Annotated in this window: 25 protein-coding genes and 1 pseudogene; 15 read left to right on the top strand and 11 right to left on the bottom strand. The window is 58.4% G+C overall.

Annotation, left to right across the window (positions count from 1 at the left end; all coding sequences use genetic code 11):
* Positions 1–9: 9 nt before the first annotated feature.
* The 7 genes from QRN31_RS21265 (at position 10) to QRN31_RS21235 (ending at position 7,796) form a co-directional block, all read left to right on the top strand.
* A complete protein-coding gene (locus QRN31_RS21265) occupies positions 10–1,614 on the top strand; it encodes a GMC family oxidoreductase (protein WP_285434346.1) in 1,605 nt (534 codons plus the stop codon).
* A gap of 14 nt (positions 1,615–1,628) precedes the next feature.
* Positions 1,629–2,429: a shikimate dehydrogenase family protein gene (locus QRN31_RS21260; RefSeq protein ID WP_285434344.1), complete on the top strand. Its 801-nt coding sequence runs from the start codon at positions 1,629–1,631 to the stop codon at positions 2,427–2,429.
* A gap of 30 nt (positions 2,430–2,459) precedes the next feature.
* Positions 2,460–3,152 (top strand): SDR family NAD(P)-dependent oxidoreductase, encoded by a 693-nt coding sequence (locus QRN31_RS21255; RefSeq protein ID WP_285434343.1) that lies wholly within the window; start codon positions 2,460–2,462, stop codon positions 3,150–3,152.
* A 127-nt stretch (positions 3,153–3,279) separates the two neighbouring features.
* Positions 3,280–4,371 (top strand): glycerol dehydrogenase, encoded by a 1,092-nt coding sequence (locus tag QRN31_RS21250; protein WP_285434342.1) that lies wholly within the window; start codon positions 3,280–3,282, stop codon positions 4,369–4,371.
* Positions 4,372–4,479: 108 nt separating this feature from the next.
* Positions 4,480–5,367: a transketolase gene (locus QRN31_RS21245; protein ID WP_285434340.1), complete on the top strand. Its 888-nt coding sequence runs from the start codon at positions 4,480–4,482 to the stop codon at positions 5,365–5,367.
* Between the two features lie 2 nt (positions 5,368–5,369).
* Positions 5,370–6,350: a transketolase family protein gene (locus QRN31_RS21240; RefSeq protein ID WP_285434339.1), complete on the top strand. Its 981-nt coding sequence runs from the start codon at positions 5,370–5,372 to the stop codon at positions 6,348–6,350.
* A gap of 138 nt (positions 6,351–6,488) precedes the next feature.
* On the top strand, positions 6,489–7,796 hold the full coding sequence (locus QRN31_RS21235) for an MFS transporter (protein WP_285434337.1): 1,308 nt from the start codon (positions 6,489–6,491) through the stop codon (positions 7,794–7,796).
* A 103-nt stretch (positions 7,797–7,899) separates the two neighbouring features.
* Here QRN31_RS21235 and QRN31_RS21230 read toward each other — a convergent pair whose 3' ends face one another.
* The 6 genes from QRN31_RS21230 to QRN31_RS21205 all read right to left on the bottom strand — a co-directional run bounded on the left by QRN31_RS21230 (position 7,900) and on the right by QRN31_RS21205 (position 16,752).
* Positions 7,900–9,282: an efflux transporter outer membrane subunit gene (locus tag QRN31_RS21230; protein WP_285434335.1), complete on the bottom strand. Its 1,383-nt coding sequence runs from the start codon at positions 9,280–9,282 to the stop codon at positions 7,900–7,902.
* The gene (locus tag QRN31_RS21225; protein ID WP_285434333.1) at positions 9,275–12,457 is read right to left on the bottom strand and encodes an efflux RND transporter permease subunit; all 3,183 of its coding nucleotides are present in this window, start codon (positions 12,455–12,457) and stop codon (positions 9,275–9,277) included. Before QRN31_RS21225 ends, QRN31_RS21230 begins: the two co-directional genes overlap by 8 nt.
* On the bottom strand, positions 12,454–13,611 hold the full coding sequence (locus QRN31_RS21220; protein ID WP_285434331.1) for an efflux RND transporter periplasmic adaptor subunit: 1,158 nt from the start codon (positions 13,609–13,611) through the stop codon (positions 12,454–12,456). Before QRN31_RS21220 ends, QRN31_RS21225 begins: the two co-directional genes overlap by 4 nt.
* Positions 13,612–13,724: 113 nt before the next feature.
* Positions 13,725–13,862 (bottom strand): hypothetical protein, encoded by a 138-nt coding sequence (locus QRN31_RS21215; RefSeq protein WP_285434330.1) that lies wholly within the window; start codon positions 13,860–13,862, stop codon positions 13,725–13,727.
* A gap of 305 nt (positions 13,863–14,167) precedes the next feature.
* A complete protein-coding gene (gabD, locus tag QRN31_RS21210; protein WP_285434328.1) occupies positions 14,168–15,646 on the bottom strand; it encodes an NADP-dependent succinate-semialdehyde dehydrogenase in 1,479 nt (492 codons plus the stop codon).
* Positions 15,647–15,657: 11 nt separating this feature from the next.
* Positions 15,658–16,752, bottom strand: coding sequence for a zinc-dependent alcohol dehydrogenase family protein (locus QRN31_RS21205; protein ID WP_285434326.1), 1,095 nt, complete (start codon positions 16,750–16,752; stop codon positions 15,658–15,660).
* 293 nt (positions 16,753–17,045) lie between these two features.
* Between QRN31_RS21205 and QRN31_RS21200 the strand changes: the two genes are divergently transcribed.
* From QRN31_RS21200 to QRN31_RS21180, 5 genes are read left to right on the top strand one after another with little or no spacing between them, the layout of a single operon-like run.
* Entirely contained in the window at positions 17,046–17,486 is a 441-nt protein-coding gene (locus QRN31_RS21200; protein ID WP_285434325.1) for a cupin domain-containing protein, read from the top strand.
* Positions 17,483–18,541, top strand: a complete 1,059-nt coding sequence (locus tag QRN31_RS21195) for an L-dopachrome tautomerase-related protein (RefSeq protein ID WP_285434323.1) — start codon at positions 17,483–17,485, stop codon at positions 18,539–18,541. Before QRN31_RS21200 ends, QRN31_RS21195 begins: the two co-directional genes overlap by 4 nt.
* Complete coding sequence (locus tag QRN31_RS21190) at positions 18,538–18,912, top strand: hypothetical protein (protein WP_285434322.1); 375 nt, start codon at positions 18,538–18,540, stop codon at positions 18,910–18,912. The genes QRN31_RS21195 and QRN31_RS21190 overlap by 4 nt, the downstream gene beginning before the upstream one ends.
* Before the next feature lie 3 nt (positions 18,913–18,915).
* Positions 18,916–20,208 (top strand): Nramp family divalent metal transporter, encoded by a 1,293-nt coding sequence (locus tag QRN31_RS21185; protein WP_285434321.1) that lies wholly within the window; start codon positions 18,916–18,918, stop codon positions 20,206–20,208.
* A 27-nt stretch (positions 20,209–20,235) separates the two neighbouring features.
* Positions 20,236–20,655 (top strand): SRPBCC family protein, encoded by a 420-nt coding sequence (locus QRN31_RS21180; protein WP_285434320.1) that lies wholly within the window; start codon positions 20,236–20,238, stop codon positions 20,653–20,655.
* 14 nt (positions 20,656–20,669) lie between these two features.
* Here the strand turns inward: QRN31_RS21180 and QRN31_RS21175 are convergent, their stop codons facing one another.
* Entirely contained in the window at positions 20,670–21,572 is a 903-nt protein-coding gene (locus QRN31_RS21175) for a LysR family transcriptional regulator (protein ID WP_285434318.1), read from the bottom strand.
* Positions 21,573–21,826: 254 nt separating this feature from the next.
* Between QRN31_RS21175 and QRN31_RS21170 the strand changes: the two genes are divergently transcribed.
* A complete protein-coding gene (locus QRN31_RS21170; protein ID WP_285434316.1) occupies positions 21,827–22,927 on the top strand; it encodes an alkene reductase in 1,101 nt (366 codons plus the stop codon).
* Here QRN31_RS21170 and QRN31_RS21165 read toward each other — a convergent pair.
* The gene (locus QRN31_RS21165) at positions 22,912–23,856 is read right to left on the bottom strand and encodes a LysR family transcriptional regulator (protein WP_285434315.1); all 945 of its coding nucleotides are present in this window, start codon (positions 23,854–23,856) and stop codon (positions 22,912–22,914) included. The two genes, QRN31_RS21170 and QRN31_RS21165, sit on opposite strands and share 16 nt — an antisense overlap.
* A gap of 124 nt (positions 23,857–23,980) precedes the next feature.
* On the opposite strand from QRN31_RS21165, the gene QRN31_RS21160 reads away from it, so the two are divergent.
* Positions 23,981–24,841, top strand: a complete 861-nt coding sequence (locus QRN31_RS21160; RefSeq protein WP_285434314.1) for a type 1 glutamine amidotransferase domain-containing protein — start codon at positions 23,981–23,983, stop codon at positions 24,839–24,841.
* A gap of 13 nt (positions 24,842–24,854) precedes the next feature.
* On the opposite strand, the gene QRN31_RS21155 is transcribed toward QRN31_RS21160, so the two are convergent.
* Positions 24,855–25,025 (bottom strand): Arm DNA-binding domain-containing protein, encoded by a 171-nt coding sequence (locus tag QRN31_RS21155; protein WP_285434519.1) that lies wholly within the window; start codon positions 25,023–25,025, stop codon positions 24,855–24,857.
* 289 nt (positions 25,026–25,314) lie between these two features.
* Here QRN31_RS21155 and QRN31_RS21150 point away from each other — a divergent pair.
* Positions 25,315–25,523 (top strand): annotated as a pseudogene (locus QRN31_RS21150) (hypothetical protein).
* 94 nt (positions 25,524–25,617) lie between these two features.
* Here QRN31_RS21150 and QRN31_RS21145 read toward each other — a convergent pair.
* Both QRN31_RS21145 and QRN31_RS21140 read right to left on the bottom strand, forming a co-directional pair.
* Positions 25,618–26,154 carry a dihydrofolate reductase family protein gene (locus QRN31_RS21145; protein ID WP_285434312.1) on the bottom strand — a complete coding sequence of 179 codons (537 nt, stop codon included), beginning with the start codon at positions 26,152–26,154 and terminating at the stop codon, positions 25,618–25,620.
* A 239-nt stretch (positions 26,155–26,393) separates the two neighbouring features.
* Positions 26,394–26,609: a hypothetical protein gene (locus QRN31_RS21140; RefSeq protein ID WP_090183215.1), complete on the bottom strand. Its 216-nt coding sequence runs from the start codon at positions 26,607–26,609 to the stop codon at positions 26,394–26,396.
* Between the last annotated feature and the right edge of the window lie 173 nt (positions 26,610–26,782).

Raw genomic sequence — 26,782 nt, 5'->3', positions numbered from 1 at the left:
GAGGAAGGCATGCACGATTACATTGTCATTGGAGGCGGCTCTGCGGGCTGCGCCCTGACCGGTCGCCTGATTGAGGCTGGCGCCTCGGTCCTGCTGATTGAGGCCGGTCCCCGCGATACGCATCCGCTGATTCACATACCCGCCGGATTCACCCGGCTGCTGTCCAGCCCACTGTTGTCGCGCCATGAAACCCAAGCGCAAACCGCAATGGATGGACGCAAGCGCATTCTTCCGCAGGGTCGGGTATTGGGCGGTGGCAGTTCGGTGAATGCGCTCATCTACATCCGCGGCCAGCACGAGGATTACGACGACTGGGCCAGCGCCGGTTGTGACGGTTGGTCATTTCGCGAGGTGCTGCCGTACTTCAAGCGTGCTGAAGACAATGAGCGTTTCGACAATGGCTACCACGCGACCGGTGGCCCGCTGGGTGTCTCCGACCTCAAGCAAGTGTGCGAGTTGTCCCGTGGGTTTGTGCGCGCCGCGCAACAGGCCGGCATTCCCTTTACGCCCGATTTCAATGGTCAGCGCCAGAATGGCGTCGGTTTTAACCAGATCACCGCGCGTAACAATCGCCGCTGCAGCGCCGCCGTGGCGTACCTGCGCGCAGCGGAAAAAACCGATCGCCTGACGGTCGTGACTGATGCCACGGTGCAACGCATCCTCATCGAAGGTAATCAGGCTGTGGGAGTCGAATACCTCCATAAGGGCCAGCGGGTGCAGACGCGCGGCAGCAAAGAAGTGATCCTCAGCGCCGGCGCCATTCAGTCACCCACGCTGTTGATGCTGTCCGGTATCGGTCGCGCCGAAGAGCTTCAACGCCATGGCATTGCGGTGCTGCACGAGCTGCCCGGCGTCGGCCAGAACCTGCAAGACCACGCTGAAGTGGGCACGATTGCCTACTGTCACGGCCAATACGGTTACTACGGTCAGGACAGCGCCTTCAACACGGTGAAAAATGGCTTGCAGTATTTGATGTTCGGCAGCGGCCCGGTCAGTTCGAACGTTACTGAAGCCTGTGCGTTCGTCAACACCGACAACCCACAGGAGCGGCCGAATGCTCAGATGCATTTCGTGCCCATCGTGTTTTTCGACCTCGATCAGGAGGCCATCAAAAAGCCCGGCGCGACCATAAATACCTGCGTACTACGCCCCATGAGCCGCGGCGAAATTCGCCTGGGCGACAACAAGGCTGGAACGCCGCCGCGCATTGACCCGCGTTATTTCGCCCACCCGGAAGACCGGCGTGTCGCGATCAAGGGCTTGAACCTGTCACGGGAAATTCTCGCGCAACCGGCCATGCGTGCGTACACCGGCGAAGAGGTTTTCCCGGGACTGAGCGTGCGCAGCGATGAAGCGTTGCTGAGCTACATCAACCAGCGCGCCAAGACCGTGTACCACCCGGTCGGCACCTGCAAGATGGGTGAGGACGAAATGGCCGTGGTCGACCCGCAACTACGCGTTCGCGGCCTGCGCAATCTGCGGGTGGTCGATGCCTCGATCATGCCCAATCTGATCTCCGGCAATACCAATGCACCGTCCATCATGATCGGTGAAAAAGCCGCGGATATGATTCTCGGGCGAGCCCCATTGCCCGTTTCTGCAATCCAATCCTGAAAGAGAATTTCGACATGCCTATCAGCGGTAAAACCAAAGTAGTCGTTCATCTGACTTACCCGGCCAAACACCTGCGCACCCCTGAGTTTTTCAACCCATTGCTTGAGCGCCTCGGTCATGACGGCGTACTGGTGCCCTGGGAAGTCTCACCGGCCAACCTGGCCACGGCGTGGGAAGGATTGCGCGGAATCGAAAACCTGGCGGGGGTGATTGTCACCGTTCCGCACAAACTGGAGGTAGCGAAATTGTGCGATGAACTCAAAGGCACGGCCAGTCTGCTGAATGTATGCAACGTCGCCAAACGTCTGCCCGACGGGCGCTTCAGCGGGCGCATGTTCGATGGTGACGGTTTTGTCGGCGGCCTGAAAAAGCAAGGTCATGACCTGAGTCATAAACGTGTGCTGTTACTGGGTGCGGGGGGCGCGGCCACGGGTATCGCCCATGCATTGCTCGCCGAAGCGATTCAAGAACTGGTGATCAGCAACCGCACACCGGCCAAGGCCGAAGAACTGGCGCGCGAACTGCGGCTGCTTTTCCCTGATCGGCAGATCAATGCAGGCCCCGCCGACGCGACGGGTTTCGATGTGGTGATCAACGGGACCGCGCTGGGCCTCAAAGCCGAGGACCCACTGCCACTGCCCATCGAGACGCTCGCCCCCGGCACGGTGGTCGGCGAAGTGGTGATGAACCCGGACATCACCCCACTGCTGAGCGCCGCCGCTGCGCGAGGCTGCGTCATCCATAAAGGCGCACACATGATCACCGGCCAGATCGATCTGTTGGCCGAATTTCTGTTTTCCAAAACCGGCGTTTAAACGCCCTCCCACTAGACGTAAGGAAAAACCATGAAAAAGACTGCAATCGTGACCGGCGGTGGCTCAGGCATCGGCCTCGCCACAGCACAACGCCTGCACGCGGACGGTTATGAAGTGTTCACCGTAGGGCTCGGTGAACCCGAGCAACGCATCGAGGGCATTCACTATCAGGAGCTGGACGTGACTAACGACGAGGCGGTAATCGCGTTCTTCGAACAGTTCAAGCGCGTTGACGCAATCGTCAACGCCGCCGGCATCATTGACCACAACCGTGAGTGGGAACTGGAAGGCTTCAGTCGCGTCATGGATGTCAATCTCACCGCAGTGTTGCGCATCACCAACGCCGCCCTGCCCGGGCTGAAAGCCGCTCGTGGTGCGGTGGTGAATTTCGCCTCGATGTGGGGGATTTTCGGCTCCGCCAAGACCCCGGCCTATGCGTCGAGCAAAGCGGCCATCTCCGAACTGACACGTTGCATGGCGGTGGCTTGGGCGACCGATGGCGTGCGGGCCAATGCCGTCGCGCCAGGCTGGATCCTGACAAACCTGTCGCGTCGGGCGTTCGAAGACCCGGCACGCTCCGAAGGCATTATGGGGCGTATCCCGATGAAAACCTGGGGCGTGCCAGAAGACGTGGCCAATGTGATCGCCTTCCTGGTCTCGGACAACGCACGCTATGTGACGGGTACAACGTTGCCGGTCGATGGCGGGTATTCGATCGCCTGAGGGTACTCGTCAATTGAGCGCTTGACCGCTTAAAAACATGATATATCATGCATCATAACAAACCGAGATCTCGGCATCCTGTCGCCGAGCCTCGAATAACAATAAGCAGTGAAGTGAGAGGTGCTGAATGAATCTGGTTTTCGGCTCGCCCGGACGATACGTCCAAGGCACTGAAGTGCTCGCTCAAGCGGGTACTTATCTGGCGCACTGCGGACGCAAAGCCGTGGTGGTCACCGACAGTTATGTGCTGGGTCTGATCCAGCAACGACTCGATGACACCTGTGCGCAATCCGACGTCGAGTTGCACTACATCACCTTCGACGGCGAAATCACCGCCGACGGGATTTCCGGTCTGAGACTGGCCGCCGCAGAAGTCGAATTCGACATGATCCTGGCCGTCGGTGGCGGCAAGTGCATCGACGCTGGCAAAGCCCTCGCCCACACCTCGGGTCGCGCACTGATCACCATGCCGACCGTGGCCTCCAATGATGCACCGACTTCCAAAAACTACGTGGTCTACGATGCAAATCATCAACTAAGCGAAGTGGGCCACTTGCTGGTCAGCCCTCGCTACGTGCTGGTGGACACGTCGCTGATCGCCCAGGCACCGCGTCAGTTCCTGCTCGCGGGGATTGCCGATGCGTTGACCAAAAAGTTCGAAGCCGAGCAGTGTTTCAAGTCCGGTGGCGTGAACATGTTTGGCGCGCGCCCGGCACTGTCAGGGCTGGTGCTGGCACGCGAGTGCTACCACGTCATTCGTCAATATGCCGAACCGGCACTGGCCCGGGCCGGCACCGGCGAGGTGACGGTGGCCTTCGATCACTTGATTGAAGCCGTGCTGTTGATGAGTGGCCTGGGCTTCGAGAGCGGTGGACTGTCCATTGCCCATGCGATGACCCGCGGCCTGTCGAAAATCCCTGGCGCGCAACAGCAGGTTCATGGCTGGCAAGTGGCGTATGGCTTGCTGGTACAGCTGGTTCTGGAAGACCGCGACGCCGAACTCATGGGCGATATGTTGAGCTTCTATCAACGTATCGGCTTGCCACGCAACTTGACCGAACTAGGCGTACTCAGCGTCGACGATTCGGTGTTGATGCGGGTGGCCGAACCCACCTTGAAGGCCCCTCACGCCCGCAACTTTGTCTCCATTTCAGGCGGCGCACTGACGTGCGACGAACTGATCGCGGCGATGCGCGCGCTCGAAGGATTGACCCACTGAACACCCACTGAAACATCGACGATTGAACTCACAACCACCCCGTTGAAGTTCAAGACCCGCCACTGAGATACAAATTCAACAAATTCATGCCTGTGATTGGAGGTAGAGATGTCTGCACCCCGCAAAACACTCGAACAGTGGAAAGCCAGCAATTTTGTGCCTTCCCCCGAGACGGTTATCAAGTTGAAAGATCGGGCGAAATTCGTCCGGCTTGAAACCATTCGCCTGATTGAAATCGCCAAAACCGGCCACTACACCTCGGTGTTTTCCGCCGCGGAACTGTTCTCCGCGCTTTACTACGACGTGATGACGATTCGCCCCGACGAACCGAAATGGCCGGGCCGCGATCGGTTTCTGATGGGCAAGGGGCACGCCGCCGTGGGCCAGTTCCCGATCCTTGCGGACCTTGGCGTGTTCCCCAAGGAGTGGCTCGATGAATACACCCGCTTGGGCAGCCCTCTGGGCGATCACCCTGACATGCGCAAAGTGCCCGGCATCGACTTCTCTTCCGGCTCCATTGGCCACGCCCTCTCCGGCGGTCTGGGCATGTGCCTGGCTCAGCGTTTCACCGGCGAAGTCTACGACGTGTTCGTCATGCTCGGCGACGGTGAAATGCAGGAAGGTCAAGTGTGGGAAGCCGCGATGAGTGCGGCTCACCACAAAGCCAAACACCTGATCGCGATTGTCGACCGCAACGGCTTCCAGCTCGACGGCCAAGTGGACGACGTGATCGGCATCGAACCGCTGGACGAAAAGTGGCGAGCGTTTGGTTGGGAAGTTCATGTCATCGACGGGCACAACATTGCTGAAGTGACTGAAACCCTGCGTCGGGTGAAAGCCGATGAAACCCGCGACAAACCGGTCTGCATCATCGCCAAGACCGTCAAAGGCAAAGGTGTTTCCTACATGGAAACCGAACCTGGTTGGCACCTCGGTTACCTCGACCCGGAAGACGCCAAACGCGCTATCGCTGAAATTGAAGCCATGGAGATCTGATCATGAATGCCCCTCTTTCCTCCAATTCCTGGCAGTACCGTGGCCTCAACGCCCTCAACCCGGGCTTGTCTTATTTGTCCGACGCGCTGATCGAGCTGACCAAGGCCGGCTACCCGGTGATGGCCGGCTCGGCTGACTTGCAGTACTCCAACGGCCTGAACAAATTTGCCAGTGAGTACCCTGAGCGTTACCTGCAGTTCGGTATCTCCGAGCAGAACATGGTGACCGCCGCTGCTGGCCTGGCTACCTGTGGCGTGATGCCGTTCGTGGCGACCTTTGCTTCGTTCCTCGGCCTGCTGTGTTGTGAGCAGATCCGCATGGACGTTGCCTACTCCGCGCAACCGGTGCGGTTGATCGGTCACCACACGGGTATTTCTCTGGGTTTCTACGGCACTTCGCACCACGCCACTGAAGACATTGCGACCATGCGTTCGATCGCAGACCTGGCGGTGGTTTCACCGGCTGATGGCCCACAACTGGTCGCGGCAATCAAAGCCTCGGCCACTTATGACAAACCGGTGTATTTCCGAATTGGCCGCGGTCGTGACCCGATTGTTTACGAGGATGGCGTTGTCTTCGAGTTCGGCAAGGCTCATGAGCATATCGAAGGCGAAGAGCTGACCATCATCGCCTGCGGCATCACCGTGCATGCGGCCCTTACCGCAGCTCGAAAAATGAACGCTGAAGGCCGTTCCGTGGGCGTGATCGACATGGCGTCGATCAAGCCGATCGACCGTGACGCGATCCTGCGGGCGGCGGCACGCAGCAAACGCATGATGACGGTCGAGGAGCACAACGTGCTCGGCGGCCTGGGCGCTGCGGTGGCCGAAGTCCTGGCGGACGAAGGCGTTGGTGTGAAGCTCAAGCGCCACGGCATCTACGACGAATACAGCCTGATCGCCCCGCCGACGCACTTGTACGAACACTACAAGCTCGATGCTGCCGGGATCGAGGAGGTGGCGTTGGCACACCTCAACGCCTGATACCCGCCCTGTGGGAGCAAGCTCGCTCCCACAGGGGATTTTTACTGGACTGGAGACCACGTTTTTTTCAGGGAGCCTTACGCAACCCCATCGTCACCCGCCACATCCCGTGGTTCATGAAACATCTCGGAGCCAACAATGAATAACATCACCGAGACCCTGTCCGATTACTCGATCGGGCAAGGCAAAACACATACGTCCTTACGCAGAAAGTCATTGATGGCCACCGGCGTCGGCAACTTGCTGGAGTGGTTCGACTGGACAATCTACACCGTGGCATCGGTCTACATCGCCGCCGCACTCTTCGATAAAAGCAACGCCACTTCTGCCCTGCTCAACACCTTGGCGGTATTTGCCGCCGGGTTTCTGTTACGGCCGATTGGCGGCATCTTCTTCGGCATCCTCGCCGACAAACTAGGCAGACGCATGGTGTTGCTCAGCACCATGTTGTTGATGGCTGGCGCGAGTCTGCTGATCGCCTTTATTCCCTCCTATGACTCGATTGGCAGTTGGGCTTCAGGACTCTTGTTGCTGGCCAGGCTGGTACAAGGTTTTGCCCATGGCGGTGAAACCACCACGTCTTACGCCTACATCGCTGAAATCGCGCCACCCAAACGCCGAGGACTGTGGTCAAGCACTGTGTTTATCGCCGTTGGCTGCGGCTCGTTACTGGCGACGTTCTACATGGCATTGCTGACGTCAATGTTGTCGTTAAGTGAAATGCAGGAATGGGGCTGGCGTATCCCCTTCGCAACTGGTGGCCTGCTGGCAGTCTTCGCCTTGTGGCTGCGTCGCAACATGATGGAAAGCGAACATTCGCCAAGCGCTGGCGGTGAATCGACAGCGCCAGCCTGGAGCCGTGGCAAGATCATCCAGCACGGCGTTCGTCTGTTTCTTTATGAAGCCGGTGCCACGTTGACCTACTACACCTGGGTCACCTCGGCCTCGATCTACGCCATCAGCGTCAAAGGCATGGACCCGCGCAGCGCGTTCACCATGAGCTGCATTGCACAGGTCATTTACCTGGTGTTTCTGCCAATTTCCGGCTGGATATCAGATCTGTGGGGGCGGAAGATTTCAGCACTGATTTCTTTGTTGGGGATTGCCGCCACGCTGTTTCCGCTGTGGGGACTGATTAATAACCAGCCATGGACTCTGATGGTGGCGCAAACAGCAGGTTTGCTGTTAGTGGCCTTCATCACCGGATGTAAACCGGCATCGATCTCCGAGCAGATCCCGACCCGCTATCGCACTCGAATGTTTGGGGTGTGCATCTCTCTGGGCGTTGCGGTGTTCGGTGGTACAGCCTCCTATCTGACGACCTGGTTGTACTCGGAAAACATTGGCTGGATCTTCAATGTCTATTTGATCGTTGTCGCAGTCATCGCCAGTGCCGTGGTGTTGATGTGGAAAAACAACCACGGTGTGCCGATCGAGAAAATTTGATTCTCGTTGTTTGTTTTGACCAGTTGCGCGCAAGGCCGCCCTTACAGGCATCTCATAACCTGTGAAGGCGGGCTTGCGCGCAAAGTATTACAGTTGTCGTTACCTACCCCCCTAGCGCATTCACTAACGCGGCTTGATTCTGCCACTGTGCAGTCTTGACCTGGGACAGCGCATTCTGCGCAGCCAACTGCACCCGCTGAGCCTGCAACACATCAAGGAATGGCGTCTCCCCGGCCTGCCAGGCTCGCTGAATCTGCTCGGCGGCTGAACTGGCTTGGCTGGCGGCACTCGACAGGAAGGTCTGACGTTCGGCATTGCGTTGCGCAGCGGCCAAGGACGACTCCACCTCGGAAACGGCCGTCAGCACGGTGCGTCGGTAGCTCAGCAACGCCTGACGCGCTTCGGCATCACGAAGATCCACCACGTTACGCCGACGGCCACCGTCGAGCATCGGCACGCTGGCATTCAAGCCTGCCAACCAAAACGTAGAATTGGCCAGATTGGCGGCGCTCACACCGTCAATCAAAGACCCCAGGGCGGCTGATAGGCTCAGGTGCGGCAACATATCTGCCTTGGCCACACCGATTCGCGCGTAGGCCGCAATCAAGCGTGCTTCGGCGGCGCGTATATCGGGACGTCGACGTAATAGATCCGCTGGCGTACCGGCGTCCAGCAACGACACCGTCGAGACGTAATCCGGACTGTCCTTGAATTGCTGATATAGGGTCTCGGTCGGCTGGGCGAGCAAAACCGACAACCGATGCAGTGACCGTTGCCAGTTCAGTTGCAACGCGGGGACCTGGGCTGCGGTAGAATCCGATTGCGAGCGTGCGCGCAATACATCCGCTTCAGGACTGTCCCCGGCCGCATACAACTGCTCAGTCAACTGCAAGGTCTGCGCCTGACTGGCAGCACTTTGCTTGATGATCGCCAAGCGCTCTTCCAGACCGCGCGCCTCGGCATAGACCTGGACCACTTCGGTGATCAGCGCCACCCGCACACCCCGCGCCTCTTCCTCGGTCGCGTTGAGGTCGGCATCAGCCGCACGCACGCCTTCGCGGATACGGCCGAACAAATCGATTTCCCAGGCGGCACTCAACCCGACCGAAGTCGGCTCGGTGATCAGCGAATCAGTAAAACCGGCCTGATCCGCAGAGATCCGCTGACGCGCCACGCTTGCTCCGAGATCAACCTGCGGGCTGCCAGAGGCCGCACTGATGTTGCGCAATGCGCGCCCGGCATCGATCCGCGCCAGAGCAATCTGCAGGTCAAGGTTTTGCCCCAGGGCACGCTCGACCAAACGGTCCAGCAGCGGGTCCTGATAACGCGTCCACCAACGATCGGTGACGCTTGCTGGCTGTGCCGTTTGAGCGTTGACAAAACGCTCGACCGGTACCTCGTTCTTGGGCGGCATGAGCGGCGAAGCACACGCGCTCAGTAGCGCCGCTCCCAACACCAAGCCTGGGCTACGAAGAAAGTTATTCATGGGCCACGCCCTGTTCAGAATGGAGGGTAGGAGCGTTGACCTGACGCTCGCCGCCCGCGAGGCGACGGATCAACACATAGAAAACCGGCGTGAACAACAGACCGAACAACGTGACGCCGATCATCCCGAAGAACACCGCCGAACCGACGGCCTGACGCATTTCAGAACCCGCCCCTTCGGACATGACCAACGGCAACACACCCAGGACGAATGCCAGCGATGTCATCAGGATCGGACGCAAACGCAGACGACACGCCTCAACCACTGCATCGACAATGCCCTGACCTTCCTTCTCCTGCTGCCTGGCCACTTCGACGATCAAAATCGCATTTTTCGCCGCCAGTCCCACCAATACGATGAAACCGATCTGAGTCAGGATGTTGATGTCCAGCCCCATCAGGCGTACGCCACCGGCAGCCGCCAACAGACACATCGGCACGATCAGCAGAATTGCCAGTGGAAGGCTCCAACTGCCGTATTGCGCCGCCAGCACCAGGTACACAAAGATCACACACAGCGGGAACACCAACAGGCCCATGTTGCCAGCAGTGGTCTGCTGGTAACTGAGGTCGGTCCACTGATAAGTAATACCGGCCGGCAGCGTCTCTTCAGCCAGGCGCTCCATGGTTTTGATCCCGAATTCGGAACCCAGGCCGGGCAAAGTATCGCCGTTGATTTCTGCGGTCGGGAACAGGTTGTAGCGCGGGAACCGCTCTACCCCCAGTGCCTCGTGCAGACGCGTTACGCTGGCAATCGGGACCATCTGCCCGGCATCGTTGCGCACCTTGACCCGCGCCAGATCCTCCGGCGTGACGCGGTACGGCAAGTCGGCCTGTGCCGTCACACGATAGGTACGCCCGACCAGGTTGAAGTCGTTGATATAGGACGAGCCAAAGTAAGTCTCGATGGCTTGGTTGATTTGGCTGCTGGGTACGCCGAGCATTTCCGCCCGCTCGCGGTCCAGTTCGACGAAAACCTGTGGCGTCCGGGCCGAGAACGGTGAGTACACTCCAGTCATGCCTTGGGTGGCGTTGGCGGCGGTAATCAGGTCGTCGGTCGCTTTGGCCAGGGCTTCAGTGCCCAGCCCAGCCGTATCCTGCAGGCGCATGGAGAACCCCCCCGTGCTACCCAGACCTTGAATCGGCGGCGGCGTGGCCACAATCACCGTTGCACCACTGACCACTTTCAGGCGCTCACGCAAGTCTTCGGCGATTTTATCCGAGGTCAAGCCATGCACCTTTCGCTCGGACCACGGCAGGAACACCGGCGCCAGACCGGCCGAGTTCGAGGAACTGGTACCCGTCACCATCGAGAAACCGGAGAACGTCGGCACCCGGTCCACACCCGATACGTCCAGGGCAATCGCCTCGATCTGTTGCGAAATTTGGTTAGTCCGCTCCAGCGAAGCGCCATCGGGCAGCTGCACGATGACCACCAGGTAGCCACGATCCTGAACCGGGATGAAGCCCTTGGGGGTAGACACCAACAGGTAAGCGGTCGCGGCAATCAGCACCGCGTAGATCGCCAACATCAACGGTGTTCTGGCCACCAGGCCGCGTACGCTGCCGGCATAACTCGAAGAGAGCTTCAGGAAGCCACGGTTGAAGCCATCAGCCGCGCGTTTAAGCACGCCGAAGACGCCTGTTTTTGGCTTGTGATGAGTGTCGGGGTCATGTCGGCGCAGGATCATCGCCGCCAAGGCCGGTGACAGGGTCACCGAGTTGAACAACGAGATCGCTGTGGCCACTGCAATCGTGACCCCGAACTGACGGAAGAACTCACCGGAAATGCCGGGAATGAACGCGGTCGGTATGAACACCGCACACAACACCAGGGTAATGGCAATCAACGCACCACCAATTTCCTGCATGGTCACGATGGTCGCTTCCAGCGGGTTCTTGCCATCAGCGAGATGCCGCTCGACGTTCTCCACTACCACGATGGCGTTGTCGACCACGATTCCAACGGCCAGCACCAGACCGAACAACGTCAGGTTGTTGACCGAGTAACCAAGCATCGCCATGACCGCAAAGGTGCCCACCAACGACACAGGGATGGCCAGAATCGGAATGATCGATGGCCGCCAGCCTTGCAGGAAGATCATGATCACCAGCACCACGAGGATCACCGCCTCATAGATGGTCTTGCCTAGCTCACCAATACTGTCGGCGATGAACGCCGTCGGGTTGTAACCGATGCTGTATTCGATGCCCTCCGGGAAGTCCTTGCCGATTTTCTCCATGGTCTCTTCGACCACTTTCATCGTCGCCAGGGCGTTGGCGCCCGGACGTTGCAGCACTTGCAGGCCGATGGCCGGGTTGCGCAAGTAATAGGTGTTATTGACGTACGCCAGCCCGGCGATCTCCGTGCGCGCCACATCCTTGAGACGCACCAAACGCCCGGCCGTACCCGACTTGAGGACGATGTTGTCGAAGTCGGTGGGCTCCTTCAGGCGCCCCTCGAAGATCAGGTTCGGCTGAAAGGCCTGGGACGCCACCGGCGGCTGGGCGATTACCCCACCGGCCACCTGCGTGTTCTGCGAACGCACTGCGGCGATGATGTCTGCAGGCGTCAGATTGAAAGCTGCCACACGCTCCGGGTCGAGCCAGATGCGCATCGAATACTCGCGCGCGCCCAGCGGGTTGATGTCGCCGACACCATCGATACGCTTGAGCACGTCGGCGACGTTACGAATCGCGAAGTTCGAGACGTACAGCTGATCGTAAGTGCCCTTGGGTGACGAGATGAAAATCGTCGACAGCTGCGTCGGCGAGGACTTGCGGACCGTCACGCCACTGCGCTGCACTGGCTCCGGCAGACGCGGCGTGGCCAGCGCCACACGGTTCTGCACCAGGACCTGCGCCTTGTCGACATCAGTGCCGGGTTTGAAGGTTACGGTCAGGTTGAGGCTGCCATCGGACGTCGCCTGGCTGTACATGTAGAGCATGTCTTCAACGCCGTTGACCTCCTGTTCGATGGGGATCGCCAGGGTCTCGGCGACCGTCTGCGCCGAGGCGCCGGGATAGGTCGCGGTGACCACCACAGTGGGCGGTGCAATGTCCGGGTACTCGGAAGTCGGCAGCACTAGATAGGCCAGGCCACCAATAATCATCAGGACGATGGACAGCACAATCGCCAATACGGGTTGTTCGATGGACGTGCGTCCCAGGCTCATAGCGGCGCCTCCTGGTTGTCCATCGCTTTCGCGGCCTGGGCCAGCGAGCGCTCCTGAGCCGTCACCGTATCACCGGCCCGCACGCGTTGCAGGCCATCGACAATCACCCGGTCCTGCGCCTGCAAGCCGCTGGCGATTTCGCGCAAACCGTCATGCAGTTTGCCGAGCGTCACCGGGCGAACTTCAACCTTGTTCTGCGCATTGAGCACGTAGACGACTTTACGGGTCGCATCGACGCCGATTGCGGTGTCCGGCAGGAGCAATGCCGAGTAAGGCGCCTGACTGGAGAACTGCACCCGGCCAAATTGCCCCGGGCTCAAATGCAGGTCTTTGTTACTGACGCGGGCTCGCTGACGCAAGGTCCCGGTCGACTGATCAAGACGGTTGTCGATGAAGTCCATGCGCCCGGTCATGCTCGGCTCGACTTCACCCGGCAAGGCAATGCGCACCTGACTCTGATTGGCGGCAGTATTCGCCTGGCGGCGGTATTTGAGGTAGCTCTGCTCATCGATTTCGAAGTAGATATCAATCGGGTCAATCGAGACGATAGTGGTCAGCAACGTGGCGCTGCTGTTGCCGCCGTTGACCAGGTTGCCTTCGCTGATCAGCTTGCGGCTGATCCGCCCGGTCATGGGCGCGGTGATGTGGGTGAATTCCAGGTCCAGCTTCGCTGCGCTCAACGCCCCTTCGGCACTGAGGACTTCGGCCTGCGCGGCCTGACGCGCTTGCAGGCGTTGGTCATAGAGGCTGCGCGCGATGGTTTTGGATTCGATCAGGACGTTGGCGCGGGCAAACTCCTGCTCGGCGAGGGCTAGTTGCGAGCGCACCTGCGCCAGTTTACCTTGCGCCTGGATCACAGCGGCCTGGAAGGAGCGCGAATCAATCACAAACAGCAGGTCGCCCTTCTTGACGATGGCTCCGTCCTGAAACGCGACTTTCTCCAGATAGCCGCTGACCCGCGAACGGACATCCACCGAGTCGGTGGCCTCGAAGCGCCCGGTAAAACTGTCCCAATCGGTGATCACCGACTTGACCGGCTGACTGACCGTGACGCTCGGAGCGGCGGCCACGTCGCCGTCTTTATCCGGGCCACAACCGGTCAAGGCCGCCACCAGTGCAAGGCTGATCGCTGAAAACGTTGCACCTTTTATCACCTTCGATCTGACTGGGGTTGCTGCAGGTTTCCCCGTTATATGCACGTTCACTTTTGCGTTCTCCGGAGTTGGTAAAACTAAAACAACAGTTCATTCGTTTAAAACAGGTACCATCAACTTCCGACAGCGTGCTCATTCAGTGTTTTATTACGATCAATAAATGCACCAGACTCTTCTGCATGAACTGAAAAAGATCCAGAAAGAGCAACCAAGGTGGCAAACAGGGCAACGATTTTTTTAAAGCAAGTCATGTGGGAAAATCTCGGTAGTGATTAGGATGGAAGGATTTTCCAGCACCACTCGCCGAAGATAAACCGCAGGAATACAAAAACAATATTGACTAAAAGACAAGAGCGAACGCTCTAGAACAAGAATTCCACAAACAACATCGCGCCGATCTGGCGCCACAGGACAATGACTTGTGATGCGCATTCACTGATGGCTCGCGCGAACAACAATTATTAAGACAGGATGAAAAACAAGAATATAAAAATCAGGCAGGATTATCTAACTTCAAAAAAAAGGAGATGGCCTGGCGACCATCTCCCCCACACTTTCAGCGATCAATACCTCCCAGACAAAGGTATTTGATCTCAAGATAATCCTCGATACCGTACTTGGAGCCTTCACGACCAAGTCCCGACGATTTGACTCCACCGAACGGCGCCACTTCCGTCGAGATCAGTCCTTCGTTTATCCCGACAATGCCGCACTCCAGCGCCTCAGCCACGCGCATGATCCGGCCGATATCGCGACTGTAGAAATACGAGGCCAAACCAAATTCGGTGTCGTTGGCCATCTCGATGGCTTGCGCCTCGGTGGTGAAACGGAACAACGGCGCCACCGGGCCGAAGGTCTCCTCGCGGAACACTTTCGACTCCCGCGGTACATTCACCAGGATGGTCGGCCAGTAGAAACTACCCCCCAGCGGGTGACGCTCGCCACCGGTCAGCACCGAAGCTCCACGCGAGAGCGCATCGGCGACATGCTCCTCGGCCTTGCGCACGGCGTTGTCGTCGATCAGCGGGCCGATCGTCACACCGTCCTCAAATCCGCTGCCCACTTTCAGCGCCTCGACGGCGGTTTTCAGTTTGGCGGCGAAAGCATCATAGATACCGTCCTGGACCAGCAGACGGTTAGCGCACACACAAGTCTGCCCGGCGTTTCGGTACTTGGACGCAAGCGCACCCTGCACCGCAGCATCCAGATCAGCATCGTCAAACACGATAAAAGGTGCGTTGCCGCCGAGTTCCATGCTGGTCTTTTTGATCGTCGGCGCGCATTGGGCCAACAGTGTGGCACCGACCTCGGTGCTACCGGTGAAGGACAACTTGCGCACGTCCGGGTTTGAGGTCAGTTCGGCCCCGATTTCACTGCCCGGCCCGGTAATCACGTTGCAAACGCCGGCCGGCAGACCGGCGCGCTCGGCCAATACTGCAATGGCAATCGCCGAAAAGGGTGTCTGACTGGCCGGCCGCAGTACACCGGTGCAACCAGCCGCCCAACCTGGCCCGGCCTTGCGGGTAATCATCGCTGCGGGGAAGTTCCAGGGGGTAATCGCCGCAAACACACCGATCGGTTCTTTCTGGACGATGATGCGGCTGGTCGTTGAATGGGAGGCGATGGTATCGCCATAAACGCGCTTGCCCTCCTCTGCGAACCATTCAATGAAAGACGCGGCATAGGTAATCTCGCCACGACTTTCGGCCAGCGGTTTGCCTTGTTCGGCCGTCATGATCCGCGCAAGGTCTTCGCGGTGGGTGATCATCAGCTCGAACAAGTAGCGCAGTTTTACCGCGCGCTCTTTGGCAGTGAGCGCTCGCCACGCCGGTTGCGCGCGCTTGGCGGCGGCGATGGCCAGGGCGGTTTCACTGGCCCCGAATGAAGGCACGCGCCCCAGTACCTTACCGGTGGCCGGGTTAGTCACAGTGATGCTGCGTCCCTCGCCAACCTCCAGCCACTGGCCATTGATGAAGTTCGCCTCACGGAACAACGTAGGGTCGTCGAGCGTTGCCAGGAAGTTTGTATCGGCCATGCTGTCGCTCCTCAAAACTCAATGACCTGACGGACCGCACTACCATCGTGCAGTCGGTCGAAACCTTCGTTGATGTCTTCCAGTTTGAGCCGGCCGCTGAGCAGTCGATCCACCGGCAAGCGACCATCGCGATAGAGCTCGATGAAGCGCGGAATGTCGCGCAGCGGCACACAGGTGCCGATGTAGCTGCCCTTGAGCGTGCGTTCCTCGCCCACCAACTGGACAACATTGACCGGCAGCGCCGAACCGGGCGGCGGCAGGCCCGCGGTCACGGTCATGCCTCCACGCTTAGTCATTTTCATGGCGTTATCGAGTGCCCGGAGCGAACCGGCCATTTCGAAAACGTAGTCGGCGCCGCCACCGGTCAGTTGCCGTACTTGCTCGACAACGTCCGGGTCGCCACCGTTGACCACAGCGGTTGCACCCACTTCTTTGGCCAGGGCGAGCTTTTCCGGTGACAGGTCAACGGCAATGATTTTGCTCGCCCCGGCAGCTCTTGCACCCAATACTGAAGCCAGGCCGACACCGCCCAGGCCAATCACCACGGCAGTCGAGCCCACGCGCAATTGCGCGGTATTGACCACGGCGCCAACCCCGGTCAACACCGCGCAACCAAAGAGCGCAGCTTCTACGAAGGGCAAATCGCGGTCGATCTTGACCACTGAGTTACGCGACACCACGGCGTACTCGGCAAACGCCGAAACGCCCAGATGATGGTGGACATGACCTGCCGGGCTGCTCAACCGCACCGAACCGTTGATCAATGTCCCGGCCGCGTTGGCTTTTGCTCCAGGTTCACAAAGGGCTGGACGACCTTCTGCACAAGGCAGGCAGTGGCCGCAACTGGGCATGAACACCATGACCACATGATCACCCGGCTCCAGGTCACTGACCCCTTCACCCAGCGCTTCGACAACGCCTGCGGCTTCATGGCCGAGCGCCATGGGCATCGGCCGAGGACGGTCGCCATTGATCACCGACAGGTCGGAATGACAAAGGCCGGCGGCGCGGATACGCACCAGCACTTCGCCCGGTCCCGGTGGTGCCAGTTCGATTGTCTCGATCACAATCGGTTTGCTCTGTGCATAAGGTGGGGCAACATTCATGTGTCTTAGAACAGCAGCTCTGACTTGCATCTTGTGTCTCCGACGCAGCTGGACTCGATAGTGAGTACTCATCACTATGCCGCACGTCCTGCACCTCAGAAATGCATCAACGGGCGTAGCTGTTTGGAATTGAATTCGCAAAACCAACGCCACAAGACCCACACAGTTGTTATTTGCATTCTCAAATCTTGTGCGCGGTCACTGCGTTCTCCGCTACCCACCCAATGCTTATCCTGAACCCACAAACAACATCACAGCGTTCCTCAAAAGAGCGCCTGAATGAGGGTTACAAGATGTCCGAAGTAATCACCCGAAAAAAACTGGTAGAGGCCGCACCTCACGCCTCGTTCGATCTCAATGCGATCGTCAAAACGTTCCCCGAGACCGCTGACACACTCTTGGTTGATACCCGTTTGACCGACGAAGACGAAGCCAGCGGACGGGTTTTCCGGGTCTACCACCCGACGCCCGCTCACTATCATGCGACCTGTGATGAGTACCTCATCATCATGTCCGGGCGCGCGCGCTTTTTCATGGGTGACCGCGAACCGTTCGAAGTGGGTCCGGGCGAGATGCTGTTCTTCAAGAAGTTCACCATCCACGGCATGCCAGAGATACTCGAACACCCGCTGTTCATGGTCTCGGTCGACACGCCACGACGCGACCCCAGCGACATCATCTTCGTCGATCCGACTGCCGGCACCGCGGCCTCTTTCGTCAAGGCGCTGTCATGAACACTCATCAACTGGAGATCTTTGCGACATTCCCGGTCGAGCGGCCGGGGAATCCGACCGTCATGCCCGACGGGCGAGTGCTGGTCTCGGTATCCGCCATCATCGCACCGGACATTTCAGTGCGTGCGGTCGCCCAGGACGGTCAACACCCGGCTTACCCCAATGAAACCTGGGCAGGGAAGCCCACAGCGGATGGCCGCGGGATGTCCGCCGTGATCGGCATCCGCACCGACCCCGAGGGCATCGTCTGGATACTCGATATGGGCGGTCCGCAGCAACAGCCGCGGCTGATTGCCTGGAATGACCACGAGAACCGGCTGCAACGCCTGATCGTGCTGCCTCAGAACGTGCTCCGCCCAAGCTCATTCACCCAAGATTTTGTGATCGACTGGCGACGTCAGCGCATTTACATCGCAGACATGACGATGAACCCTTCTGGCGAAAGCGACTATCCGGCCATTGTCGTGGTCGACTTGCAAACCGGCCTTTCGTGGCGATCACTGGAGTGTTACCCAGGGTTGATGCCCGGCGATGTGCCGCTGATGGTCGACGGAAAACCGCTTTCGCTGCGCACGCCAGAAGGCGAAGTCATTCCTTACCGCTATGGCCTCAATCCTATCGCCATCGATCCGTTGGGCCGCTGGGTTTATTTCGGCTCGATGTCGGCACGCAAGGTCTATCGGATAGCCACCGAAATCCTCGCACAACCGTCAGGCCTCACACCTCAGGACGAAGCTGTAGAGTACTGGTGCGAGAAACCGCATTGCGATGGTTTTGATGTCGACGCAGAGGGCAACGTCTACGTGACCGACATTGCCAGCAACGCGATCGGGTTGGCCTCTCCGGCAGGCTACCGCATTCTGGTCAAAGACGATCAGTTGCTCGGCTGGCCGGATGGCGTCGAACTCGATGCCCAAGGGAAATGGCTCTACATCACGGCCAACCAACTGCACCGTCATCCCTTGCTCAATGCGGGTGAGGACACCAGTCAGCCGCCATTCCATGTTTTGCGTTTGCGGGTCGATGCACCCATGGGACTGAGCGAAGCACCATGAGCCATAACCGCATTGCATTCGTTGTTATTGCACTGCTGCTCACGGTCAGCGCCATCGTTTTGGTGCTGACTGGCGGCACTGCCGCTATGGGTGTCTGCATCTACGTCGTGGTGGCCATCGCCGCTTTAGCGTTCTCCCGAGCCAGGCCAGATGTTTGGCCTGGCCGTTTGTTTGAGGCGTCGAGGATTAAACGTGCTTCGCTGACCCAGCGTCTGCTGACCCAATTGGCAGCGCTGGTATTTCTGTTGGCAGCCCACGCTATGAGCGGAAACATATCGGCAACCCTCTCGGTTACCGGCATTCTTTTGTTCATTCATTCCCTGGTGCTGGCGCGCCTGCCCCATCGTCCCTGGCCCCACAGGATGCATTGATCGATGACGGCACAGACTTCTTTGTCGGAACGACCCGACGAGCCAGCCGCCCAGCAATCACCGGTGCCCGGACGCCTTTCGCTATTAATGGGCCCCGGGCTGTTGATCGCAGTGGGTTACATGGACCCCGGCAACTGGGCCACCGGTATCGCCGCGGGTGCTCAATTCGGTTACAGCCTGCTGTTCATGGTGGTGTTGTCGAGCCTGGCGGCCATGCTTTTGCAAACACTCGCCCTGCGTCTGGGCGTCGTCACAGGGCAGGATCTTGCCCAGACCTGCCGTCTTCGCTATGGGCGGCAAGCCACACTTGTGCACTGGGCAATGGCGGAGATCGCCATCATCGCCACCGACATCGCCGAAGTGTTGGGTGCGGCATTGGCGTTCAAACTGCTGTTCAACCTGCCGCTGAGCGTCGGCATCGTGCTGACCGCTATCAGTACGCTGGTCATCCTGGGTGTGAAGGGAGCCGCCAATGGCCGAGTGCAGAAGATTGTCCTGGCACTGGTGGCGATCATTGTCCTGTGTTTTGCCATTGAGTTGGCACTGATCACACTCGATACAAACGCCCTGCTCCAGGGGTTCATTCCTTCATTGGGCTCGCTGGCTGAGCCAGGGGCGCTGTTCATTGCGGTGGGCATCATCGGCGCCACCGTCATGCCACACAATTTGTACCTGCACTCATCACTGGCCCGGTCCACCCGCGCTACACCGGACAGCGAGCAGGTAAAGCTATCCCTGCGTCGGGGTTCCAACGATACGATCCGCGCGCTTTCAATTGCGGCAGCCGTCCAGGTTGCCATTCTGCTGGTGGCTGCCGCCGTCTTCCACGACAGCGGACACACGGATATCGGCGGGATCGAGCAAGCCCATCAACTACTGACACCTCTCACCGGTGTGGCCCTCTCCGCCGTGCTGTTCGCCCTGGCACTGCTCGCCTCGGGGCAAAGCGCGACGTTGACCGGCACCCTCGCTGGTCAGGTTGTGCTCGAAGGGTTCTTGAAACTGAAGGTTTCATTGTGGAAGCAGCGCGTCATCACCCGTCTGCTGGCCATGGTGCCCGCGTTGTGCGGGATCCTCTGGCTGGGCGACGCCGCGGTAGGTGATCTGTTGGTGCTTTCTCAGGTGGTGTTGTCTGTACAGCTGCCGTTTGCGGTCTATCCGTTGATTCGTTTCACCCGCGATAAAACGCTGATGGGTGACTTTGCTATCTCACGCCCGGTCGCCGTCATGGCCTGGTGTATTTTCCTGCTGATCAGCGCCGCCAATCTCTGGCTGGTTGCATCAGTGCTGCTTTGAATACCCTCCTCCCTTACAGGTGAAAACATGAGTGAAGTTCGTGTCTCTATTAGCATTGCACGCCCTGCCGAAGACGTCTGGTCGCTTCTCGGTGGATTCGATTGGCTTCCCCGCTGGCTCGATGTCATCGCCAGCAGCAGCTTGAGCGACAGCGGACGCCTGCGTCACCTGAGAACCGCCGATGGCGCGGTCATTGTCGAGCGCTTGCTCACCTTTGACGAGGAAGCAAAGCACTACAGATATGCCCTGCTCGAAGGCCCGTCTCCGGTCGTAGATTATGTCGGCACGATGTCAGCGCAGAACGATGGCAAAGGCGGGACGCTGGCGTCCTGGTCCAGCACCTTTCTTGTCCAGGGCGCAGAAGAAGCGCAGGTCGTCGCGCATTTCGAGGCGCTCTATCGCACAGGGCTGCAACGCCTGAAGGCCGTCATCGAGTCCCGGGACTGACGACGGCAGCAGGTTTACCCGCGGCTCATGAAGGCTTGCAGGCGCGGCACCATAAAGTCGAGGAACGTCCGAATACGCTGGGGCACATGCTGACCGCCCTGATACAGCGCGTGGACTTCCTCGCAGTCGTGACCGGTCTGCGCGAGCACCTCGACCAATCGGCCGGCGGCGAGGTCCTCGTCAATGTGAAAGTCGGCCAATCGGGCAATCCCCACCCCGGCTATGGCCATACGCCGAACGGTCTCGCCGTTGTTGGCTTGCAGGTTGCCCTGGACAATGCGATCAACAATGCGGCCACTTTGATGCATGGGCCAGACCGGACTCGCACGTCGGAAATTGAAACTTAAGCAATTGTGCTCGCCGAGCTCTTCGAGGGTCTCGGGGACACCGTACTTTTCCAGGTAAAGGGGTGAGGCGACTATCTTTCGGCGCGCAACACCGATCGTCCTCGCGCGCAGCGTCGAGTCGTTCAATACGCCGACCCTGAAAGCGATGTCCGTTCGATCCAGGTACATGTCGACGATGTCATCGCACAGGGACAGGTTGATTTGAATATTGGGATGAGCCTCCCAGAAAGCTGGCAAGTTGGGTTCGATCGCCAACGTACCAAACGCTACCGAGGCATTGATGCGCACTGTTCCGCGAGCCTTCTGTGCACCTTGCGCCAATACCCGTTCGACGTCATCGAGTTCTGCCAGTAACGCATTACTGCGCTCATAGTAAATGCGCCCTTCATCCGTCAATGACAGCTTGCGTGTCGAGCGCTCCAGCAGGCGAACGCCCAGACGCAACTCCAGGCGAACAATCAATTTGCTGACCGTTGAAGGCGTCATCAGCATCTGGCGTGCGGCTTGCGAAAAGCTACCGGCATCGACAACCCGCACGAAGACCGACATCTCACCCGCTCTGTTATCCACGTCATTCTCCCTCTGAATTATTAGTGAAAAAATATCACAAGCGCTTCACTAAAAATCACAGAAATAATGGGATACAGTTCACTTGGCTTGTGAACAGGATTCACATATATAGCCTAATGCAAAACCGTCTAGGCACTCACTGTGTCCCGCGCAGTTGTGAAACAACCTCACAGAACATGTTCAGCGTTGCCAGGTTATCAGCGAGCTACCCGGCGCCTACCCTCTTGAGCATCATCAAGTGAGGACAGGTTTCCATGAGCACATTATTCGACCCCTGCCAGGCTGGCGTGCTGACCCTACGTAATCGCATCGCAATGGCACCGATGACCCGGGCTCGCAACCCCGATGGCGTCGCCAACGAACTGACCGCGCTTTACTACAGCCAACGGGCCAGCGCCGGACTGATCATTACCGAAGGCACTCCGATTTCACGCTCGGCTGAAGGCTTTCTGGCCATCCCCGGCATCTACACCACGCCACAGATCAATGGCTGGCGCAAAGTGACTCAGGCTGTCCACGATGCCGGCGGCGTTATCTTTACGCAGCTATGGCATGTCGGACGTGTCTCCCATGTCAGCATTCAGCCGGACGGTATCGCACCCGTCAGCTCGACCTCTCGGATTGCCCGCAACTCCCAGGCCTGGGGCATGACTGAACGTGGTGAGCCCGGGCCAGTCGATGTCTCCAGCCCCCGCGCCCTCGGCACACACGAAGTCAAAGAGGTCATTCGTGACTTTGCCCAGGCAGCCGCCAATGCAATTGATGCCGGCTTCGACGGCATTGAACTGCATGGAGCGAACGGCTACCTGATCGAGCAATTCCTCAATCCGTTGGTCAATGACCGGACGGACGAATACCGCAGCGATACCCTAGAAAACCGCGCGCGCTTTTTGCTGGAAGTGGTCGATAGCGTCATTGAACGAATTGGTGCGCAACGCACGGCCATACGCCTGTCACCTTTTGGCGGCCTGTTCGACATGGGGCTTTACGAGGACATCGAAGAAACCTACCTGTATGTCGCCGATCAGCTTTCTCGGCGTGGATTGGCCTACGTCCATTTCATGGATCAACTGTCGCGTGGCAGCTCGCCGATTCCAGACGACTTCCTGAAAAAATTTCGCAGCCACTACCAAGGAACATTGGTTCTCGCCGGGGGTATGACCAAAGAGCGTGCCGAGAAATTCCTGCGCAACGGGTTGATTGACCTCGCCGCATTCGGTGAACCCTTTATCGCCAACCCCGACCTGGTTGAACGCTTGCACAACGACTGGCCGTTGTTAAAACCAGACCGCGCACTGAGTTATGGTGGCGGAGCCAAGGGATATACCGATTATCCAACCTACTCGATCGCTTGACGCTCGTTGAGTGGCGTGTGGGCTTGATCCGCCACCTCGCGGGTCAAGAAGTCGATCAGCGCCCGGGACGCGGCCGATAGCTGGCGATGAGGCGGGAAAATCACCGAGAACGGTCGGGACCGTCCACCCGACTGTTCGAGCAGCGGCACCAGGCGTCCGCTTTGAATCCGTTCCCGGACAATAAAGTCGTAAGTCTGACAAATCCCCATACCGTGCTCGGCCAAAGACACAGTGCCTAGCACGTCGTCGGACACTTGAACACTCGCCTCAGGTATCCACTCCCGATCAATACCCTGCTCACAGAACAGCCAGGGGCCGATCCGGCCACTGCTGGGCATCACAAATGGCAGGCAGGCATGCGCTGGCAGTTCGTCGACACTGCGCGGCGTACCGGCGCGCCGCAGGTAGTCCGGCGCGGCGACCAGGCATAAACCCGCATCCTCAAGTTTGCGCCCAATCAGGCCGCTGTCAGGTAATTGCCCAAGGCGAATAGCCAAGTCATACCCTTCGGCCACCAGATCCACATTTCGATTGCTGATGCTCAACTCGATGCGCACCTGCGGGTACTGCCGAGTAAAGCGACAGAGCAATGCCGGCAGCCGGTAGTGTCCATACGTCGTCGGCACACTGAGCCGTACACGGCCCGTCAACGCGCCTTCCTGCCCTCGGATAGCCCGCTCTGCATCATCGATCAACGAGAACGCCGCGCGAGACTGTTCAAGGTAAAGCAGACCCGCCTCGGTCAGGCTCAGGCGTCGAGTCGTGCGGCGCAACAACTGAACACCCACGCGTGCTTCAAGGCGAGAGATCGCTCGACTGACCACTGACGGGGTGGTCGCCAGAACAACGGCCCCTGCGCTCAGGGAACCCTTCTCCACTACGGTAATGAAGACTTCTACGTCCGCGAGATAATCGAATCGACGGCTCACCTTTACCTCCATAGAACAGGTGCTTTGCTTTTAAGCAAGTTTATCGCCCACGGAGGCATGAATATAGTTCTATCGGGATCAGACACCTGCTGATCGAATTCACTCTCTACTGCTCGGAAATCCCATGCGTCCTATCACCCGACTCGCCCTTGCAATGACCATTTGCACCTCGGCCTTCAACGCCCAGGCCAGCAACGTACTGATCGTGCTATCCGATTCAGACCACCTCGACCTCAAGGACAACAACGTCTTTGCAACCGGCTTTTACCTGAACGAATTGATGCAACCGGTAAAACTGCTGCTCGATGCCGGGCACACGGTGACCTTTGCCACGCCTACAGGCAAGGCGCCGACTTTGGACAAATCGTCCACCGACAAGATGTATTTCAACGATGACGTTGCGGCACTGCAGGAGCACAAGGCGCTGCTGGAGCACCTCAAGATCACCTCGCCGGGTGAGTCACCGGTCATTAGCCTGTCGCGGGTCGAACAGATCGGCTACGAGCACTTCGACGCTGTCTATGTACCTGGTGGCCATGCACCGATGCAGGATCTGCTGCACAGCGTCGAACTCGGGAAACTGCTGAATAATTTCCATGCGCACAGCAAGACAACCGCCCTCGTTTGCCATGGACCGATTGCCCTGCTGTCGACGCTGTCAAACCCCACCGCTTTCACGCGCCAACTCGAAACCGGCAACCAGGCTACGGCCTCGGACTGGACTTACGCCGGCTACAAGTTCACGGTCATCAGCAATCAGGAAGAAGAGTTGGCCAAGGGATTATTGAAGGGAGGCGTTATGAAGTTCTATCCGCAAACGGCACTGGAACAAGCCGGCGGCGTATACAGCAGCAACTCTTCACCGTGGACCAGCCATGTCGTCATCGACCGCGAACTGGTGACCGGTCAAAACCCTGGTTCAGCGCTGGATGTGGGTAAGGTGATACTCGATCGACTCAAGTCCCAGAGCAAAGCGAAAGGCTAATCGATTTAAATTTTCATTTTTCACCGACAGTATCTACTCTGCCTTCTGGCATCAGCTGCTTTTCCCGAGCTACAGCGAGACTTGTCTCAGGATGCTTCCATGAGGTCATGTATCGGCTCTTTCCTGAGAGCTTGTAGCGGAAAAGCCAACTTGTGCCACCGGTAGGGCCAACTCTTAGATACAGCCCAGATTTTTAGTAAACGGCCTGACAGCGAAAGAACTCAAAATACGTCAAAATGGCGGAAATCGCCTCCGCCATATTTATACGACAACGCCCTGATTATTCAGGGCTTTGTCGTTTCTTGCATTTGGAGATTGGGCACGCCAGAAGCGGTAGCTTATGCATCTTTACGGCTATTTCCGCTATTCCTTCTTAAAAATCTTCCGCAATCAACTAATGAATGCGCCCGCCCACAGCGCCCTGCCTTTCGCAATAATCGCTGCCACGCTTACTTACTCACTGAGGATTTTCAATGCCACATTCAGACCTGCTCCCTTCCCTCTTGTACAAGATCAACGAGAACCAACTCGCCCTTGAAGCGCCATCCTGGAACTCACAAACTGGGTCGAAGCACGTGGTTCAGCCGATGTCACCGATAACGTGCGCAGCACGCTGGACGCCATCGACAGGAACGAAGAATTCATCAAGCTGACGCTCGCAGTGTTTATGACGCCGGAGTGACTGCTTTCGGCAAGACGCGGTTATTTTTCAGCGCAGCGCCATGGACGAGATGCCATCTCGCCCTTGCCTTGGATCGGCCCTCCCCTCGGGCAGGTCAAGGAGCCAACTGATAGGTAGACTGCACCAGACCCGAAGGAAAGCACCGGCTGGTTACCAGCTTCAATTCAATATCCTGCGCAAGGGCCCCGAACAATGGTCTTCCCGACCCGATCAGCACGGGCACAGTAGTAATCACCATGTCCGCGACTAATCCGTCACGTAGGAATGATTGAACCAACTGCCCGCCATCGATATACACCCGGCGCACGCCTTGCCTCTCCAATTCCTCCATCAAGCCTGCGGGTGTGAGGCTGGAAAAACGAACTTTGCCCTCCAGCTCCTCGGGCACCGGCGAATCAGCCAGTTGTTGAGACAGCACCACGACAGGCCGGTCATAGAACCAGGCGTCGAAGGTCAGTACCTTCTCGTAGCTTCCCCGGCCCATTACGATCACATCCTTGTCGGCAATGAAGGCTGGGTAGCCGTGATCCTCGCTCTGATCGTCGCGCTGCAATAGCCAGTCAATGTCACCATCGGATCGAGCGATGAAGCCATCCAGACTGGTAGCGATGAAAACATGTGCAGTGGCCATCAGGTTCTCCTTCCTTATTCGGCTTCGGCGTATTAATCCATGATCAAAAGCCGAATAAAAGGTTCACCTTTGCTTTTTCGTGCACACGTAGTCGACCTGATGCCGCGCGATGCGTATGCAGCCTGTCGACGCATGGATGGCTGCTACGAATCTGATGAGCATCGACCCACTACCCAGCAACACGCCGTTGATCCAGAGACCAGTGCGGCATACAAACCAAGAGACGTCATCGAGACCGGTCACGCGAGCTTTATGGCTCCGCCCTGGATATCGTCACGCGCCATTCGTAAGTCAATAGCGTCCTGGTTAAGTCGGTGAATCATGTTGAGCAACCGCTGGCGTAGCACTTCGTCTTGGAGTTGCTCTGCTGCACGCATCATATCGAGCGCCGCTGCCTCATTGTTAGTGGCGACGGAGTCGAGCAGCTTGCGCAGACTTCTTGATGGTCGGTTCATCCCCAACCTCCTGGATTTCAGTGAGGCGAATCATAAGGCTGGAATGTTTCGTAAGTATTTCAACTGCACGAACTGACTGGGATCATTGGCTCCGGCTCATCTGGGATTAGCTGGTGGGACAACCTGAGGGGTCGATTACCCTTGTAACAACCGGTCATCAATGGCGCACCGTG

Origin of the sequence: Pseudomonas sp. fls2-241-R2A-110 (genome assembly GCF_030209165.1) — a bacterium.
Lineage (GTDB): Bacteria > Pseudomonadota > Gammaproteobacteria > Pseudomonadales > Pseudomonadaceae > Aquipseudomonas.
The sequence above is the reverse complement of the archived record's forward strand: the minus strand, read 5'-3'. Positions and strand labels throughout refer to the sequence as shown.

Excerpts from the sequence above, each read along its gene's own strand:
- QRN31_RS21240 (WP_285434339.1), top strand. The coding sequence starts at position 5,370 with ATGAATGCCCCTCTTTCCTCCAATTCCTGGCAGTACCGTGGCCTCAAC.
- QRN31_RS21245 (WP_285434340.1), top strand. The coding sequence starts at position 4,480 with ATGTCTGCACCCCGCAAAACACTCGAACAGTGGAAAGCCAGCAATTTT.
- QRN31_RS21265 (WP_285434346.1), top strand. The coding sequence starts at position 10 with ATGCACGATTACATTGTCATTGGAGGCGGCTCTGCGGGCTGCGCCCTG.
- QRN31_RS21200 (WP_285434325.1), top strand. The coding sequence starts at position 17,046 with ATGTCCGAAGTAATCACCCGAAAAAAACTGGTAGAGGCCGCACCTCAC.
- QRN31_RS21225 (WP_285434333.1), bottom strand. The coding sequence starts at position 12,457 with ATGAGCCTGGGACGCACGTCCATCGAACAACCCGTATTGGCGATTGTG.
- QRN31_RS21215 (WP_285434330.1), bottom strand. The coding sequence starts at position 13,862 with ATGACTTGCTTTAAAAAAATCGTTGCCCTGTTTGCCACCTTGGTTGCT.
- QRN31_RS21190 (WP_285434322.1), top strand. The coding sequence starts at position 18,538 with ATGAGCCATAACCGCATTGCATTCGTTGTTATTGCACTGCTGCTCACG.
- QRN31_RS21160 (WP_285434314.1), top strand. The coding sequence starts at position 23,981 with ATGCGTCCTATCACCCGACTCGCCCTTGCAATGACCATTTGCACCTCG.
- QRN31_RS21195 (WP_285434323.1), top strand. The coding sequence starts at position 17,483 with ATGAACACTCATCAACTGGAGATCTTTGCGACATTCCCGGTCGAGCGG.
- QRN31_RS21205 (WP_285434326.1), bottom strand. The coding sequence starts at position 16,752 with ATGAATGTTGCCCCACCTTATGCACAGAGCAAACCGATTGTGATCGAG.
- QRN31_RS21250 (WP_285434342.1), top strand. The coding sequence starts at position 3,280 with ATGAATCTGGTTTTCGGCTCGCCCGGACGATACGTCCAAGGCACTGAA.
- QRN31_RS21145 (WP_285434312.1), bottom strand. The coding sequence starts at position 26,154 with ATGGCCACTGCACATGTTTTCATCGCTACCAGTCTGGATGGCTTCATC.
- QRN31_RS21185 (WP_285434321.1), top strand. The coding sequence starts at position 18,916 with ATGACGGCACAGACTTCTTTGTCGGAACGACCCGACGAGCCAGCCGCC.
- QRN31_RS21140 (WP_090183215.1), bottom strand. The coding sequence starts at position 26,609 with ATGAACCGACCATCAAGAAGTCTGCGCAAGCTGCTCGACTCCGTCGCC.
- QRN31_RS21235 (WP_285434337.1), top strand. The coding sequence starts at position 6,489 with ATGAATAACATCACCGAGACCCTGTCCGATTACTCGATCGGGCAAGGC.
- QRN31_RS21255 (WP_285434343.1), top strand. The coding sequence starts at position 2,460 with ATGAAAAAGACTGCAATCGTGACCGGCGGTGGCTCAGGCATCGGCCTC.
- QRN31_RS21230 (WP_285434335.1), bottom strand. The coding sequence starts at position 9,282 with ATGAATAACTTTCTTCGTAGCCCAGGCTTGGTGTTGGGAGCGGCGCTA.
- QRN31_RS21180 (WP_285434320.1), top strand. The coding sequence starts at position 20,236 with ATGAGTGAAGTTCGTGTCTCTATTAGCATTGCACGCCCTGCCGAAGAC.
- QRN31_RS21170 (WP_285434316.1), top strand. The coding sequence starts at position 21,827 with ATGAGCACATTATTCGACCCCTGCCAGGCTGGCGTGCTGACCCTACGT.
- gabD (WP_285434328.1), bottom strand. The coding sequence starts at position 15,646 with ATGGCCGATACAAACTTCCTGGCAACGCTCGACGACCCTACGTTGTTC.
- QRN31_RS21260 (WP_285434344.1), top strand. The coding sequence starts at position 1,629 with ATGCCTATCAGCGGTAAAACCAAAGTAGTCGTTCATCTGACTTACCCG.